This is a genomic window from Alistipes onderdonkii (assembly GCF_025145285.1).
Lineage (GTDB): Bacteria > Bacteroidota > Bacteroidia > Bacteroidales > Rikenellaceae > Alistipes > Alistipes onderdonkii.
Window position 1 is genome coordinate 3,176,491 of record NZ_CP102251.1, and the last position, 16,012, is coordinate 3,192,502.

The window sequence follows — 16,012 nt, forward strand, 5'->3', positions numbered from 1 at the left end:
GCAATATGGCAGAAGAAAAAGATACCATCGGGCGGGACGAGCCGCTCAACGAAGAGGCCCCGACCCCTCAGACCGCCGGCGATGCGGCCGACGCGGCCCCTGCGGCCGACGCCCCGGCCAGGGCGGGCAAGTTCGACCGCCTGACGCAGGACGAAGGGGGCGTGCGCAAACTGACGGGCATGTATAAGAACTGGTTCCTGGACTACGCTTCGTACGTGATCCTCGAACGCGCCGTACCCCATGTCGAGGACGGCCTCAAACCCGTGCAACGGCGCATCCTGCACGCCATGAAGGTCGTCGACGACGGACGCTACAACAAGGTGGCCAACATCGTGGGACAGACCATGCAGTACCACCCGCACGGCGATGCGTCGATCAAGGACGCACTGGTGCAGCTGGGGCAGAAAGACCTGCTGATCGACTGCCAGGGTAACTGGGGCAATATCCTCACGGGCGACGAGGCCGCCGCGGGGCGTTACATCGAGGCGCGCCTGTCGAAGTTCGCCTCCGAAGTGGTCTTCAACAAGAAAACCACCGAGTGGATGCTGTCCTACGACGGCCGCAAGGAGGAACCCGTCACGCTGCCGATCAAGTTCCCGCTACTGCTGGCGCAGGGCTCCGACGGCATCGCCGTGGGTCTGGCGTCGAAGATCCTGCCCCACAACTTCGTGGAGCTCATCAATGCCTGCATCGCACACCTCGAAGGGCGCGAATTCCAGCTTTACCCCGACTTCCCGACGGGCGGCATGGCCGACGTGAGCCGCTATAACGACGGCCTGCGGGGCGGGGCGGTGAAGGTGCGTGCCAAGATTTCGAAGATCGACAAACGCACGCTCGCCATCACCGAAATCCCCTATACCACGACCACCGAGTCGATCAAGGATTCGATCATCAAGGCCAACGACAAGGGCAAGATCAAAATCAGGAAGGTCGATGACAATACGGCCGACAAGGTCGAAATCATCATCCAGGTTTCGCCCGACGAGTCGAGCGACAAAACCATCGACGCCCTCTACGCCTTCACCGACTGCGAGGTTTCGATCGCCCCCAACGCCTGCGTCATCTGGGAGGAGAAACCCCATTTCCTGGGTGTGAGCGAGATCCTGCGCCGCTCGGCCGAGCATACCAAGTGGCTGCTGGGGCGCGAGCTGGAGATCCGGCTCGGCGAACTGAACGAAGCCTGGCATGCCGCGTCGCTCGAACGCATTTTCATCGAGAACAAGCTCTACCAGCTCATCGAGGGCTGCAAGAGCCGCGAAGAGGCCTACGCCGCCGTGGACAAGGGGCTGGAGCCGTTCAAGAAACGGCTGCGCCGCGAGGTCACGCTCTCCGACGTGCAGCGCCTGACGGAACTGAAGTTCATCCGCATCTCGCGTTACGACAGCGACAAGGCCGACAACGAGATCCGTCAGATCGAGGAGGACATCAAGGCCACGCAGTACGACCTCGACCATCTCACCGAGTACGCCGTGGCCTACTACGAGCGTATCCGCGACAAGTACGGCAAGGGCAAGGAGCGCCGCACCGAGCTGCGTGAGTTCGACAACATCGAGGCCACGAAGGTCGCCGTGACCAATGCCAAGCTCTACGTCGACCGCGCCGAGGGCTTCTTCGGCATCGGCAAGTCGATGAAGGACGCCGAATTCGTATGCGACTGCTCGGATATCGACGACGTGATCGTCTTCACGAAGGACGGCCGCTACGTCATCACCAAGGTGAGCGACAAGGCCTTCTTCGAGAAGGGCATCTACTACATCGGGGTCTTCAAGCGCAACGACGAGCGCACGATCTACAACGTGCTGTACCGCGACGGCAAGAACGGCCCGATCATGATGAAGCGCTGCGCCATCAAGGCCATCACGCGCGACAAGGAGTACGACATCACCAAGGGCACGCCCAAGAGCGAGATACTCTATATGTCTGTCAATCCGAACGGTGAGGCCGAGGTGCTGAAGGTTTACTTCAAGCCCCGTCCGCGCCTGAAAAAGGTGATCGTCGACCTCGATTTCTCGACCCTCTCCATCAAGGGGCGCCAGAGCCAGGGCAACCTCTTCTCGCGCTACGGCATCCACAAGATCGTCCTCAAGGAGCGCGGCACCTCGACGCTCGGCGGCCAGAACGTCTGGTTCGACGAGGATGTCCGCCGCCTGAACGCCGACGGCCGCGGCAAGCTGCTGGGCGAGTTCAAGGGCGACGACCGGATCATCGTCTGGACGTCGAAGAACCAGTACTATATCACGGGTTACGACCTCGGGCAGCATTTCCCCGACGAGACCGTGCGCGTGAGCCGCTATGAGCCCGACCGCGTTTACAGCGTCTGCTACTACGACCGCTCGCAGCAGTTCTATTACATGAAGCGCTTTACGGCCGAGATGAGCGACAAGATGCAGTTCTTCCTCGACGAGGACGGACAGGCCGACCTGGTCGCCGTGACGGAACGCACGGGCGCCAAACTCGAAATCACCTACAAGGGGGCGCATGCGTCGCGTCCCGCGGACGAGGTCGACGTCGACGAATTCGTCGGCGTCAAGAGCCACCGCGCCAAGGGCAAGCGCCTGACGACCTACGAGGTCGCTACGCTGCGCTTCATCGAACCCGAACTGCCGCCCGAACCCGAACCCGAACCTTCGGACGACGACGGCGGCGACGATGGTTCCGACGATACGCCCTCCGGCGGCAGCGGTGCGTCGGGCGGTGCGAAAGCCGGTTCCGGTAACGGTGCGTCGGGCGGTGCGGATAACCGTGCGTTCGACGGTTCGAACGGCGATGCGGCTGATCGCGGCACTATCGACGCCGCGGCCCTTTCCGGCGGGGATTCGGCTTCTTCCGCCGCTTCTTCCATCCCAGATCGCTCTGCTTCTGCTCCGGCTTCTGCCGCCGCGGAAAATCCCGCAACCCCGGGCGCTGCTGCCGGTACTGCCGCCTCTGCGCAAGACAGACCGGCCGGGGCGGACAAGCCGGCTGCGAAGGACGCTGCGGCTGCGAAGGCTTCCGGGGCGAAGAAAACCCCGGCCCGGCCCGACGGGCTGCCCCGTACGGGAACTATGGCGGGCGGGGTGGAGTTCGAGATCGAACGCGCCAGGGGCGACGTCGACGAAGTGATCGACCCCGAACAACTGAACCTGTTTTGACCTGCCGGCGATGAAACCCCTCTTCCTGATCGGTTACATGGGATGCGGCAAGAGCACCCTCGGACGCAAGCTGGCGCGCAGGCTGGGCATCGGTTTCGTGGATACCGACACGCTGGTCGAGGAGCAGGCGGGAGCCTCCGTCGCCGATGTCTTCCGTTACGAAGGCGAGGCGCGGTTCCGCGAAGCGGAGCGCGAGGCACTCGAACGGGCGATCGCAGCAGGCGGCGAAGCCGTGGTTTCGACGGGCGGGGGGCTCCCCACGTGGGGCGATAACATGCAGCGCATGAACGGCGTGGGGCATACCGTCTTCCTGCGGCGCAGCGCGGCGCAGATCGCCAGCCGCCTGAGCCCTTACGGGCGCCGGAAACGTCCCCGGCTGCGGGGGCTGGACGATGCCGGGCTGGTGGCGTTCATGGAGGGGGACATGGCCGTGCGCGAACCCTTCTATGCGCAGGCGCAGCTGGTCGTCGACTGCGATGCGATGTCCGACGATCAGGTCGTGGAGCATATCCTGCGGCAGCTCGGCCTGAATTAGAGAATCCCCTGCGGCTTCCGCCCCGGGAGTACCCGGGGTAGCGGAAACCGCAGCGAACGATACGACGCGGCCGTGCCGCGGACGATGATATTCTGCAACTCGTGAAAGACGTGGATAAACTTTCAAATAACGCACCCATCGGTGTTTTCGATTCGGGGCTGGGCGGGCTGACCGTCTGGCGCGAGGTGCGCCGTGCGCTCCCCGCGGAGTCGCTCGTCTACCTGGGCGACGGTAAGAACTGCCCCTATGGGTCGCGTCCCCGCCCGCAGGTCGAACGCCTTGCCGACGAGGCCGTCGCCAGCCTCGTGGCTGAGGGCTGCAAGCTGGTTGTCGTGGCCTGCAATACCGCTACGGCCGCCGCCATCGACTTTTTGCGGGAGAAATACGCCCCCATGCCGATCGTGGGCATGGAGCCGGCCGTGAAACCCGCCTGCCTGGCGACCCGCAGCGGGGTAGTGGGGGTGCTGGCCACCGAACGGAGCCTCGACGGCGAACTCTTTCGCCGCACGGCGGCCAGGTACGGCGACGGCGTAGACCTCGTCACGGCACCCGGCCGGGGCTTCGTCGAACTGGTCGAAAACGATCTGGAGGCGACGCCCCAGGCCGAGGCCACCGTCCGTGCCGCCGTCGCGGAGATGCTGGAGCACGGGGCCGACCAGATCGTGCTCGGCTGCACGCACTATCCTTTCCTGCTGCCCGTCCTCGAACGTGTCCTCGCGGGCCGCGGCGTCACGGTCGTCGACCCGTCGCCCGCCGTCGCCCGCCGCGTCGTGCAGCTGCTCGACCGTTACGGCCTGCGCGCTGACCCCGCCCACCGCGCGGAATATACGTTTCGCACCTTTGCCGACGAGGCCTACCGCCTCCGTCTGGAACGCAAGGCGCAGGCGTCGGTCTGACGACCTGCCTTCCAACGAGCCGGCGGGCTGCACTCCGAAAAGGATGCAGCCCGCCGGCTCGTTGGAATATCTCCCGCGGCCGGGCTATCCCATGATGTAAGCGGCCTTTTTGCCCAATAATTTATATACCAGTGCCGTAAATGCCCATGCGACGGCGAAGATACATACTGCCATTACGGGGACTTGCAGCGGGATGGGCAGCGACGACGGGCCGATGAGCAGGAAGAACGGCCCTACCAGAAAATAGTGCACGATGTAGATCCCGAACCCGCATTTGGTCATGTTGGCGAGCAGTCTGACGATGGTCTGGCGCCGGATGCGGATTTTTTGCATCAGCAGGAATACCGCCGCGGTCATCATCGCCACGTTCGGGCTGCAGAAGGTGAAGAAAAGTTCCATGTCCGCCTCCGTCGACATGCTGTCGGCCGCTGCCGCGGCAAATCCGGTGTAGGTGATGCAATATCCGGCTCCGAATAGTATGACGCTGGTCGCAAGTGTCCTTGCCATGCTCCAATCGTTGCCTTTCTTCATGTAGTGCCCCAGCAGCAGGTACCCGTTGAACCCCGCGAAATAGTAGAACAGCCCGTATGCGTTCCAGGTGCTTTCGCCGAACAGGTACCCGACCCCGAAATAGGGGGCTATGTATGCGGACATGTAGGGTAGGAAGAGCGAGACGAACCAGATCGCCAGGAAGGCCCGCATCTCTTTCCGGGTCGCCTTTTCGACCCATGCCGAGAAGAACGGCATATAGAGGTAGAGCCCTATCAGCAAATACATGTACCACATGTGGTTCTCCTTGAAGCTGAACTGGAACGGGATCATCGCCACGTCTTTGAGCGAGTCGCCCAGCGCCTGCGATTCGTGCCCCTGCGTGTAGCAGAAGAAATCCCCGATGATGTTTTCCGGCAGCCCGAGCACCCCCGTGAACCAGGGGAACATGTTGTAGAGTACCGACCAGATGAGCACGGGGAAAAGGATCCTGAAAATACGTTTTTTGTAGAATGTCCCCAGCGGTTGCCGCACGGGCAGCAGCAGTAAGCCCGTCATCATCGTGAACAGCGGCACCGAAGGGCGGAACAGCGAACCGTAGACGGTCGCCCAGTGCGTATATTCGGGGATGCCCCGCATGGCTGGCGAAATGTAGAAGGGGTCGATGCAATGAACCCCGATCACCATCAGTATGGCAGCCAGCCTGATGACATCCAGCCATACGATGTGTTCCTTCTGTCCTGTGTTCCGGATCATTTTCTTCATTCGGTTTTAGTGGGTGCGCAATATATCCTTAAATGTCGCGCAGGCGTGGCGTGTTTACGGGCGCCGTGCGGAGTGCCGGCCTTCCCATGCGGGCCGCAGCCTGCTGAAACGTGTGCGAAGATAACGATTTATTTGCAATTATGCCCGCCGGATACGGTTCCGGTTTCAATAAAGTCGGCGCCGGCTCCGAAATGTCAAAAAAAATGCGTAACTTCGCTTGATAAAAATCAAGCGCAACACAGATGGCATCTAAAAATACATCCTCATCCCCCAACGGACGGCAGAAAGTCCAGCGTTCCAACAGCGACAGTGCACGCTGGGTCGCGGGCCTGCTGCTGCTTTTCATCGGGCTGTTCGCCGCCTCGGCCGTACTGTTCTCGTTCTTCACCTGGGCGGCCGACCAGAGCGGACTGCTGCTCTCGCCCGAGGAACGTGCCACGCTGGGCGTAGAGCCCGGAAACCTCTGCGGCTGGGCGGGTGCCAGGCTGGGACGCATGCTGGTCGACAACTCGTTCGGCGTATCCGGTATCCTGATCCCGGTGATGGTGCTGCTCGTCGGCGTGCGCGTCATCCGCCAGCGCCCGCTGCTGTTCAACCATTCGATCCTCTCGCTTTTCCTCATCCTGATCCTCAGTTCGCTGACGCTGGGCTTCGCCTTCTCGGACAAGTGGAGCCTTTGCAGTTCGACGGGGTGGGGCGGTGCCTTCGGCATCGAGACCGCGGCGCTGCTGCGCACGCATATCGGGGTGCTGGGGACGTTGATCCTGCTGCTGGGCTGCTGGATCCTTACGGGGGTATTCATCAACCGCAATTTCATCAACAAGGTCAACCGTGCGGGTAACGTCATGGTCGACAAGAGTGGCAGGATCGTCGAGATCGTCAAACATAAGGTCGTGCACGCGCACGGGCAACCGTCCGATGCCGCCGGGGATGCGGCTGCTGTAGCCGCGGAATCCGTCGGGAATCCCGGAGAGAGGCCTGCCAAGCGGTCGGCCGACACTCCGGCCGTGGAGTCTGCCGTGAAGGTGGAGCCCGAGGTGGTCGTGCGCCGTCCCGAACCCGAACTGGCCGTGCAGCGTCCGGTGCCGGAAATGCCCCGCGCCGTACGTACTCCCGGGCCTGCTGCCGCCGGGACTCCCGCCGCCCCGCAGGCCGCCCGCCGCGATGCGGACGACGATCCGTTCGTGGAACTGGGCCCCGATGGCATGCCCATTGTGCCCGAAGCCCCGCAGGCGGCAGAGGCCGTCGCATCCGATGACGACGGCGAGTTTACCGAGGTCGACCTGTCGCGCCCCGAAGGCCGGCTGGTGATCGGCCCCAGCGGGCTTGTCGAGCTGGAACGCCCCGCGGTGCGTCCTGCCGCCGGCACTGCTGTCCGGCCTGCTGCGCCTGTGTCCGACGAACCTTTCACCGAATTATCCCTGGGCGGGGAAGACCCCGTCGGGACACCGGCCCCGGCTGCCGAGATGCCCTCTGTTGCCGGGATGCCCTCCGCTGCCGCTCCTGTATCCGGGGAGCCGCTCCCCGACGGGCCGTTTACCGAGATACCCGTCCCTGCCGGGGGCGTCGTCGTGACCGTCGAGGCCAACGAAGCCCGCCTGGTCGATGAAAAGGCGATCCCGACCGAGAGCTACGACCCGCTGAAAGACCTCGTGAACTACCACAAGCCGCCCGTGACGTTGCTCGAAGACTATGTTTCCGACTCGGAAGTGAGCGACGAGGAGATTTTCGAGAACAAGACCAAGATCGAGGATACGCTCCGCAATTTCGGCATCCCCATCCAGCGTATCAAGGCCACGGTCGGCCCCACCGTGACGCTCTATGAGATCGTGCAGGCGCAGGGCGTCAAGATCTCGAAGATCCAGGGGCTCGAAAACGACATCGCCCAGAGCCTCAAGGCGCTGGGTATCCGCATCATCGCCCCTATCCCCGGCAAGGGAACCATCGGCATCGAGGTGCCCAACCGCGACAAGCAGGTGGTGTCGATGTACTCCGCCGTGCGTTCGCTGCGTTTCCAGGAGTCGAAGGCCGAGCTCCCGGTGGTGATCGGCCGTACGATCCAGAACGAGAATTACGTGTTCGACCTGGCCAAGATGCCGCACCTGCTGGTGGCGGGCGCCACGGGACAGGGTAAGTCCGTGGGGCTGAACGCCATCATCACCTCGCTGCTCTACCGCAAGCACCCCGCGCAGCTCAAGTTCGTGATGATCGACCCCAAGATGGTCGAGTTCTCGCTCTATGCCAAGATCGAGCGCCACTTCCTCGCCAAGATGGAGTCCGAGGACGATGCCATCATCACCGACCCCAAGAAGGCGGTCTACACGCTCAATTCGCTCTGCACGGAGATGGACAGCCGCCTGGAACTCTGCAAGAAAGCCGGGGCGCGCAATATCGCCGAGTACAACGAGAAATTCACCGCCCGGCGGCTCAGCCCGCTCAACGGGCACCGCTACCTGCCCTATATCGTCGTGGTGGTCGACGAGTTCGCCGACCTGATCATGACCGCCCGCGAGGTCGAGGGGCCCGTCATGCGCCTCGCGCAGAAGGCGCGTGCCGTCGGCATCCACCTGATCATCGCCACGCAGCGCCCCGACGTGAAGGTCATCACGGGCGGTATCAAGGCCAATTTCCCCGCGCGTATCGCCTTCCGCGTGATGCAGATGATCGACTCGCGTACGATCATCGACCAGCCGGGGGCCAACCAGCTCATCGGCCGCGGCGACATGCTCTTCTCGAAGGACGGGGAACTGACCCGTATCCAGTGCGCGCTGGTCGAAACCAAGGAGGTCGAACGCATCGTCGAGTATATATCGAAGCAGCAGGGCTATACCTCGGCCTATTCGCTGCCCGACTATACGCCCGATACGGGCGATTCTTCGGGGAGCATGGGCAGCGAGGACTCCGCCCCCGTGAAATACGATTCGCTCTTCGCCGAGATCGCCCGCGACGCCGTTTCGGGCGGCAATATCTCGACCTCGATGATCCAGCGCAACTACGAGGTGGGCTTCAACCGTGCCGGGCGCATCATGATGCAGCTCGAACGTGCCGGCATCGTCGGCCGCCAGCAGGGAGCCAAGCCGCGCGACATCCTTTTCCATGACATGCCCTCGCTCGAAGCCAAGTTGCAGGAGCTGGGCCTATTCTGATGCTGCCATGAAACGACTCCTGTCCCTCCTGTTGCTGCTTTCCGCGATGCAATGCGTCGCCGCACTCCCCGTCGCCGCAGTCCCCGTTGCCGCGGATGTGCCGGCTGCTTGCGGATTTGCGGCCGCCTCTGATTTCCCGGCGGTTCCCGCCTCTGCTTCGGCTTTTGCCTGCCGCGACGCCTCGGCCTCCGGTTTTCAGGCTGATCCCGCCCCGGGCTTCCATGCGCTCTTTGGCTTCCATGGGTCGCCCGTTATTTACGCCGCTTTCACCTCCGGTTCCGCGGCGGGTTTCTCTTCCGGTTCCGCTACGGATTCCGTTTTCGGTTCCTCCTCCGGTTCCGCGGCTTCGGTCGCTGCCGCCGGTGCGACGCAGGGGGCCAGCCCGTTGCCTCCGGCCGCCGATCGTGCCGCCGGGATACTTGCCGGGGTCAGCGACGGCTTCCGGACACTGGGTGCCTACGGGGTGTCGTTCGAAGTGCGCTCGGACGAATACGTCACGCGCGGGCGCTATGCCGTCGAGGGGGAAGGTTATTACCTCGTGCTGGGCGATGCCGAGGTCTACTGCGACGGAGCCGTGCGCTACGAGGTGGACAACCGCCGCCGCGAGGTGACGATCGACGTGGTCGACACCGACAGCCGCAATATCCTCAATAACCCCGTCCATGCCTTCGATTTCCTCGGCAGCGAATATGCGGCCTCGCTCGTCGGCGAGCAGGAGGGGCATGCCGTGGTGCGTCTGACCCCTGCGCCCGGGAATACCTCCTCGGCGGGCAATATCGTCCTTACGGTCGATACCGCCGCGATGCGTCCCGTGTCGCTCCGCTACGATTACGACGGCGAGCAGGTGCAGGTTTCGGTGCTGGGCATCAAGCCCCTCGAAACGCCGCTCAAGGCCTTTGCGAAGGATAACTACGCCGGGTACGAATTCATCGACTTCCGCTGACCATGTTCCGCCGGCCGATCATGCTGCTGTTGTCCGTCGCCATCCCCGCGGCGACGCTGGCTGCGGCGCCGAAAGACCCGTCGCCGACGGGCGGGCAGCTGCCTTCCGGCACGGCTTGGAAGCTTACCTCCGAGCGCGATCTGCTCTATGCGGCGTCTTTCGTAGGGGATTCCATACCGGTGCGGGTGTTTCTCGAATCGGGCGTCTATTTTCCGCTGATCGACAGCGCGCTGGTCTGGTCGCACCCCGGGCTTTTCGAACCCGTCGAACTCGAACGTCCCGTGCGTTTCCGCATGGCCGGCGGCACGGACTATTCGGCCCGCTATAAACTGGCACCGGGGGTCAGGGTGGGGGATACGCGCAGTTTGTGCGAGAGCTATGTCGTCGATCTGCGGCGACGCAAGCCCTGCGACCTGCTCTACCCGCTCCATACCTTCACGACCGACAGCGTGGCTGCGCCCGGTATTTTCGAGCTCGATGTCCGCCGCGGCATTTTCCGTCCGCTCTCATTCGGGAGCCTGCCGCAACCCGGCGACGGGTGGGAGGCCTACGAACTGGTGGCCGACGGGCAATCGGGGATGTTTTGGGTTGCGGATACGGTGCGCTTGTCCGATGTCCGGGGACGCAGCCGTGCGATGCCGATGCGGCTGGTCGTCGATCTGGGCAATGCCAACCTGCTGGCACTCTTCGCATTCAAGCCTGCGGTCGGGAAATTCGTGTCGCGTGCCCCTGTCGATCTGGTGGAAGGCCGGACGCCGGGCGGGATGACCCTGCGGGTGCTGATGCCCGCCGTAGCCACTTTCATGGGGCGCTACCCCTTCTGCGGGCTGCCTGTCGTGGTGCTCGACAAACCGATGAAACTCCCCGGCGACGGTTTCCTCGGCGTAAAATTCTTCTCCGCCTTCCGGGTGGTCTTCGATTTCCGCCACGGGCGGTTGTGGCTCCGGCTGGCGGATTGACCCCTATTTCCGGTTGAGGTACCAGTAGAGCCCGCCGACGAAGATGCCGCCGCCCGCGATGTTCCCGAGCGTGGCGGGAACCAGGTTTGCGGCGACCATGTCCGCCGCCGTCACCGGGGCGCCCAGCATCATCCCCAGCGGGATGAAGAACATGTTGGCGATGCAGTGCTCGTAACCGATCACCACGAAGCACATGACCGGGAAAAACAACCCCATCATACGGCCTGCCGCGTCGTCGGTACTCAGCCCGAGCCATACCGCGAGGCATACCAGCCAGTTGGCGCCCACGCCGCGCATGAATACCGTCAGCCACGGCATCGAAACCTTGGCCTGCGCCACGTTGCAGGCCGCTTCGCGCCACAGCTCCGACGAGAGTACGCCGGGCAGCACCACCAGGAAATAGGCGAAGAAGGCCGCCCCGATGAAATTCCCCGCGTATACCAGCCCCCAGTTGCGCAGCACCTTGCCCCATCCGTACCTGCGGCCCAGCGCCCCGGGTACGAGCACGGCGTTGTTGCCCGTGAAGAGCTCCGCCCCGGCGAATACCACCAGGATAAGCCCCAGCGGGAATACCAGCCCCGAGAGCAGGCGCTGCAACCCGGGCGCTTCGGCCGCCCCGGGGAACCCGAACCCCGCCATCAGCGAGAAGAGTCCGCCCATGGCGATGTATGCGCCGGCCAGGAATGCCAGCAGGAGGGTCTTGCCCGCCGGGAGTTGCATTTTGCCCGTTGCCGACTTCTGAGCCAGCGCGAGTACTTCCTTGGGTGTGTTTATCTGTGCCATGTTCGGGAAATAGAGGCCGCAAAGGTAGTGAAACGATCCGGAACGCGCAAGCGGATGCCGTCAGTCTGCCGGGAATTTTTTTTGAGGCCGTCAGATCGCCGGAAAAGGGGCAAAAACGGGGCGTTGTCCCGGAAATCTTCCGCCCGGATGCGATATTTATGGGCTTAAAGTTGCTCAGATCGGAAATAAATCGTATTTTTGTTCGTTAAAAGACTGTAATTTTAAAGAGATAAGATGCTAACTGAAGAAGAAAAGAATGCAGGTTTGACAGGACGTATCATTCCTATCAATATCGAAGAGCAGATGAAGTCGGCGTACATCGACTATTCGATGTCGGTCATCGTGTCGCGTGCGCTTCCCGACGTGCGCGACGGCATGAAGCCCGTGCACCGCCGTATCCTCTACGATATGAGCGCGGAGCTCAACCTCTACTCCGACAAACCGACCCGTAAGTCGGCGCGTATCGTCGGCGACGTGCTCGGTAAGTTCCACCCCCACGGCGACTCGTCGGTCTACGACGCGATGGTGCGTCTGGCACAGGAGTGGTCGATGCGCTACCCGCTGGTCGACGGCCAGGGTAACTTCGGTTCGATGGACGGCGACTCGCCGGCTGCCATGCGTTACACCGAGGCCCGCATGAAGAAGATCACCGACGAGGTGATGGCCGACATCGACAAGGAGACCGTCGACTGGACGCTCAACTTCGACGATACGATCCCCGAACCCACGGTGCTGCCCACGAAGATCCCGCTGCTGATCGTCAACGGCGCCAGCGGTATCGCCGTAGGTATGGCCACCAACATGGCCCCGCATAACCTCTGCGAAGTGGTCGACGCCTGCTGCGCCTATATCGACAACCCCGAAATCACGGGCGAGGAGATGCTCCAGTATATCAAGGGCCCCGATTTCCCCACGGGCGGTATCATCTACGGCTACGAGGGTGTCCGGGAGGCCATGCTTACGGGCCGCGGCCGCGTCATGATGCGTGCCAAGACCGACATCGAGCATACCCCCAGCGGCCGCGAGTGCATCGTCATCACCGAAATCCCCTACATGATCAACAAGGCCGAGATGATCAAGAAGATCGCCGACATGATCAACGAAAAGAAGATCGACGGCATCTCCTACATCAACGACGAGTCCGACCGCAACGGCCTGCGCATCATCATCATCCTCAAACACGACGCCGTGGCGAGCGTCGTGCTCAATACGCTTTTCAAGAACTCTCCGCTCCAGACTTCGTTCGCGGTGAACAACATCGCGCTGGTGAACGGCCGTCCGCAGCTGCTGCCGATGCGCGACCTGGTCAAGCACTTCGTCAACCACCGCCACGACGTGGTGGTGCGCCGTGCGCGCTTCGACCTGCGCAAGGCCGAGGAGCGGCTGCACATCGTGCTGGGCCTCCTGATCGCGCAGGATAACATCGACGAGATCGTGCACATCATCCGTTCGTCGCAGACCCCCGACCTGGCCAAGCAGGCCATGATCGAGCGTTTCGAGCTGAGCGACCTCCAGGCTTCGGCCATCATCGAGATGCGCCTGCGCGCCCTGACGGGGCTCGAATACGGTAAGCTCACCGCCGAGCGCGACGAGCTGACCAAAACCATCGCCCACCTCAAGGAGGTGCTCGCCGACGTCGGCCTGCAAATGCAGATCATCAAGGACGAGCTGCTCGAAATCAAGGAAAAATACGGCGACGAGCGCCGTTCGGAGATCGTCTATGCTTCCGAGGAGTTCAACCCCGAGGATTTCTATGCCGACGACGACATGGTCATCACCATCTCGCACATGGGCTACATCAAGCGCACCCCGCTGGCCGAATACCGCACGCAGAACCGCGGCGGCGTCGGCGCCAAGGGCAGTGCTACGCGCGACGAGGACTTCATCGAGCACATCTACGTGGCTTCGATGCACAATACGATGCTCTTCTTCACCGAGAAGGGGCGCTGCTACTGGCTCAAGGTCTACGAGATCCCCGAAGGCGCACGCTCCTCGAAGGGACGCGCCATCCAGAACGTCATCCAGATCGAACCCGACGACAAGGTTCGCGCCTATATCAACGTCAAGCGCCTGAACGACGCCGAGTATGTGAACAACAACTTCATCATCATGTGTACCAAGGACGGTACGATCAAGAAGACGAAGCTCGAAGCCTACTCGCGCCCGCGCCAGAACGGTGTGAACGCCATCGTCATCCGCGAGGGCGACCAGCTGATCGAGGCCAAGCTCACCAGCGGCAACGCCGAAGTGATGATTGCGGCCCGCGAAGGCAAGGCCATCCGCTTCAACGAGTCGACGGTGCGCCCGATCGGGCGTGTCGGCGCCGGTGTGCGCGGCATCTCGATCGAGGAGTCCGACGAGGTGATCGGCATGATCTGTGTGGAACCCGATTCGACGCAGGACGTACTGGTGCTGAGCGAAAACGGTTACGGCAAGCGTACCGACCTCGACGAGTACCGCATCACCAACCGCGGCGGTAAGGGTGTGAAGACGATCAACGTGACGGAGAAAACCGGCAAACTTATCTCCATACAGGCCGTTACGGACGACAACGACCTGATGATTATCAACCGTTCGGGACTTACCATACGTACGGCCGTGTCGCAGATCCGCCTGGCGGGTCGTGCTACGCAGGGCGTGCGTATCATCAACCTGCGTGACGGCGATGCCATTGCCTCGGTGATGGCCGTGCCTGCTGCCGGCGATGAAGAAGAAGTACAGTCCGCAGAGGCTACCGGTGCCGGGGACGCAACACCCGATGCAGGACAGCCGGCGGAGGAATAGATGAAATGAATTTGAAAAACTTTAAATTAAATTTGTTATGAAGAAAACATTTTTGACGGCTTTCGCTGCCCTGCTCATGGCAATCCCCGCTGTTCAGGCGCAGAAAGTCAACAAGAGCGGGCTCCTCTCCAAGATCGAGAAGAGCGACGCCGACATCGCCGACGCGAAGAAGAACGCGAAGGCCTCCACGTGGATCAACCGTGGCAAAGCATTGTACGAGGCTGCCGTGGAACCGACCAAGAGCCTCTTCGTCAACATGGACGCCGCGATGCTGAAGCTGGCCGTGGGCGAACCTTCGGCCACCAAGCAGGTGACGCTTCTCAACGTTCCCTACGAAGCGTGGGAATACCCCTATTTCATCGCCTATATCAAGGACGGCAAGGTAGTTACCTGGACGCAGACCGACTGGGTGCTGAAAGAGGCCCCTGCCATGGCCATCGAGGCTTACAACAAGGCTTACGAGATCGACCCCAAGAGCGCTGCGAAGGCGAAGGACGGGTTGCAGCAGATCAGCGATTTCTGTTCGCAGGTCGGTAATACGGGCATCGACACGGGCGAGTACGTTGCAGCCGCCGACGCCTATGCCACGGCTTTCCAGGCGCAGTCGAGCCCCGCTTACGGCGCAGCCGCAGACCCCGCGCTGCTTTACTATGCCGGTTACCTGCGCACGGTGGACGGTTCGGCGCACCCCTCGTCGTTCGGACAGGGTGCCGAGTACCTCAAGAAAGCGATCGACCTGGGGTATACCGACGAGGAGGGTAACATCTACTACTACCTCTTCCACTGCTACTACGGCCTGAAGAACGTCAGCCAGGACAATGTCATGCTGGCCAAGGACGCCCTGATCACGGGTATCGGCAAATTCCCGAAGAACGAGCGTATCCTCGACGGCCTGATGCAGCTCTACACCTCCGAAGAGGGCGTGGGCGACCCTGCCGACCTGGTAACGCTGATCGACTCGGCCATTGCCGACAACCCCGAGAACGTAGACCTCTGGTTCGGCCGCGGCCGTATCTTCTATGCGCTGAAAAACTACGACGAGAGCATCGCATCGTTCAAGAAGGTCGTGGAGCTGAAGCCCGACCTGTTCGAGGGCAACTATTACCTGGGCGTGTTCTACACGATCAAGGCCGACGAGATGAACAAGGTGATGAACGAGAAGCAGTATAGCAGCCAGACTGCCTACGATACCGACCTGAAGGAGGTGAATGCCGTCTATATGGATGCCGTGCCCTGGTTCGAAAAGGCATACGAGCTGAAAAAGGACGACGTCAATACGCTCGACTTCCTCAAGTCGATCTGCTTCCGCCTGCGCGATGAGGAGGGCATGATGGACAAGTACAACAAGTACAACACCCTGCTCAAAGAAGCCAAAGGCGAAGAATAATCCCCTGCGGGAGCGGCGCTGCCGCCCTGCGCTTACAGGAATCCCGGCTCCGAAACGCGGAGCCGGGATTTTTCATGCGCCGATGCGCCTGTCGTGATGTCCGTGCCGTCGTGTTTGTAGGGTAATATCCGTGCAAGACGTCCGTGCAAATCCTGTGCGGCATCCGTGCGAAATGCCTGTGCTGTTGTGCCGAT

The 16,012-nt window shown here is 62.1% G+C and carries 10 protein-coding genes; 8 read left to right on the top strand and 2 right to left on the bottom strand.

Annotated elements, in window-relative coordinates; translation table 11 throughout:
* Window positions 1-5: 5 nt before the first annotated feature.
* From NQ559_RS12930 to murI, 3 genes are all read left to right on the top strand, one after another.
* On the top strand, window positions 6-3,131 hold the full coding sequence (locus NQ559_RS12930) for a DNA gyrase/topoisomerase IV subunit A (RefSeq protein WP_018697295.1): 3,126 nt from the start codon (window positions 6-8) through the stop codon (window positions 3,129-3,131).
* 10 nt (window positions 3,132-3,141) lie between these two features.
* On the top strand, window positions 3,142-3,666 hold the full coding sequence (locus tag NQ559_RS12935) for a shikimate kinase (RefSeq protein WP_018697294.1): 525 nt from the start codon (window positions 3,142-3,144) through the stop codon (window positions 3,664-3,666).
* Between the two features lie 101 nt (window positions 3,667-3,767).
* On the top strand, window positions 3,768-4,562 hold the full coding sequence (gene murI / locus NQ559_RS12940) for a glutamate racemase (protein ID WP_018697293.1): 795 nt from the start codon (window positions 3,768-3,770) through the stop codon (window positions 4,560-4,562).
* Between the two features lie 84 nt (window positions 4,563-4,646).
* Here murI and NQ559_RS12945 read toward each other — a convergent pair whose 3' ends face one another.
* On the bottom strand, window positions 4,647-5,807 hold the full coding sequence (locus tag NQ559_RS12945; RefSeq protein ID WP_026318633.1) for an acyltransferase: 1,161 nt from the start codon (window positions 5,805-5,807) through the stop codon (window positions 4,647-4,649).
* Between the two features lie 251 nt (window positions 5,808-6,058).
* On the opposite strand from NQ559_RS12945, the gene NQ559_RS12950 reads away from it, so the two are divergent.
* From NQ559_RS12950 to NQ559_RS12960, 3 genes are read left to right on the top strand one after another with little or no spacing between them, the layout of a single operon-like run.
* Window positions 6,059-8,962 carry an FtsK/SpoIIIE family DNA translocase gene (locus NQ559_RS12950; protein ID WP_018697291.1) on the top strand — a complete coding sequence of 968 codons (2,904 nt, stop codon included), beginning with the start codon at window positions 6,059-6,061 and terminating at the stop codon, window positions 8,960-8,962.
* Between the two features lie 7 nt (window positions 8,963-8,969).
* Window positions 8,970-9,905: a hypothetical protein gene (locus NQ559_RS12955; protein ID WP_244062020.1), complete on the top strand. Its 936-nt coding sequence runs from the start codon at window positions 8,970-8,972 to the stop codon at window positions 9,903-9,905.
* Window positions 9,906-9,907: 2 nt separating this feature from the next.
* Window positions 9,908-10,864, top strand: coding sequence for a hypothetical protein (locus NQ559_RS12960; protein WP_018697289.1), 957 nt, complete (start codon window positions 9,908-9,910; stop codon window positions 10,862-10,864).
* A gap of 3 nt (window positions 10,865-10,867) precedes the next feature.
* Here the strand turns inward: NQ559_RS12960 and NQ559_RS12965 are convergent, their stop codons facing one another.
* Window positions 10,868-11,647, bottom strand: coding sequence for a formate/nitrite transporter family protein (locus tag NQ559_RS12965; protein ID WP_018697288.1), 780 nt, complete (start codon window positions 11,645-11,647; stop codon window positions 10,868-10,870).
* Between the two features lie 234 nt (window positions 11,648-11,881).
* On the opposite strand from NQ559_RS12965, the gene gyrA reads away from it, so the two are divergent.
* Both gyrA and NQ559_RS12975 read left to right on the top strand, forming a co-directional pair.
* Complete coding sequence (gyrA, locus tag NQ559_RS12970) at window positions 11,882-14,431, top strand: DNA gyrase subunit A (RefSeq protein WP_026318631.1); 2,550 nt, start codon at window positions 11,882-11,884, stop codon at window positions 14,429-14,431.
* Window positions 14,432-14,468: 37 nt separating this feature from the next.
* Complete coding sequence (locus NQ559_RS12975; RefSeq protein WP_018697286.1) at window positions 14,469-15,818, top strand: tetratricopeptide repeat protein; 1,350 nt, start codon at window positions 14,469-14,471, stop codon at window positions 15,816-15,818.
* Window positions 15,819-16,012 lie beyond the last annotated feature (194 nt).

Bases quoted from the DNA above. Each gene is read 5' to 3' on its own strand.
- NQ559_RS12935 (WP_018697294.1), top strand. From the start codon at position 3,142: ATGAAACCCCTCTTCCTGATCGGTTACATGGGATGCGGCAAGAGCACC.
- NQ559_RS12950 (WP_018697291.1), top strand. From the start codon at position 6,059: ATGGCATCTAAAAATACATCCTCATCCCCCAACGGACGGCAGAAAGTC.
- NQ559_RS12965 (WP_018697288.1), bottom strand. From the start codon at position 11,647: ATGGCACAGATAAACACACCCAAGGAAGTACTCGCGCTGGCTCAGAAG.
- NQ559_RS12945 (WP_026318633.1), bottom strand. From the start codon at position 5,807: ATGATCCGGAACACAGGACAGAAGGAACACATCGTATGGCTGGATGTC.
- NQ559_RS12975 (WP_018697286.1), top strand. From the start codon at position 14,469: ATGAAGAAAACATTTTTGACGGCTTTCGCTGCCCTGCTCATGGCAATC.
- gyrA (WP_026318631.1), top strand. From the start codon at position 11,882: ATGCTAACTGAAGAAGAAAAGAATGCAGGTTTGACAGGACGTATCATT.
- NQ559_RS12955 (WP_244062020.1), top strand. From the start codon at position 8,970: ATGAAACGACTCCTGTCCCTCCTGTTGCTGCTTTCCGCGATGCAATGC.
- NQ559_RS12960 (WP_018697289.1), top strand. From the start codon at position 9,908: ATGTTCCGCCGGCCGATCATGCTGCTGTTGTCCGTCGCCATCCCCGCG.
- NQ559_RS12930 (WP_018697295.1), top strand. From the start codon at position 6: ATGGCAGAAGAAAAAGATACCATCGGGCGGGACGAGCCGCTCAACGAA.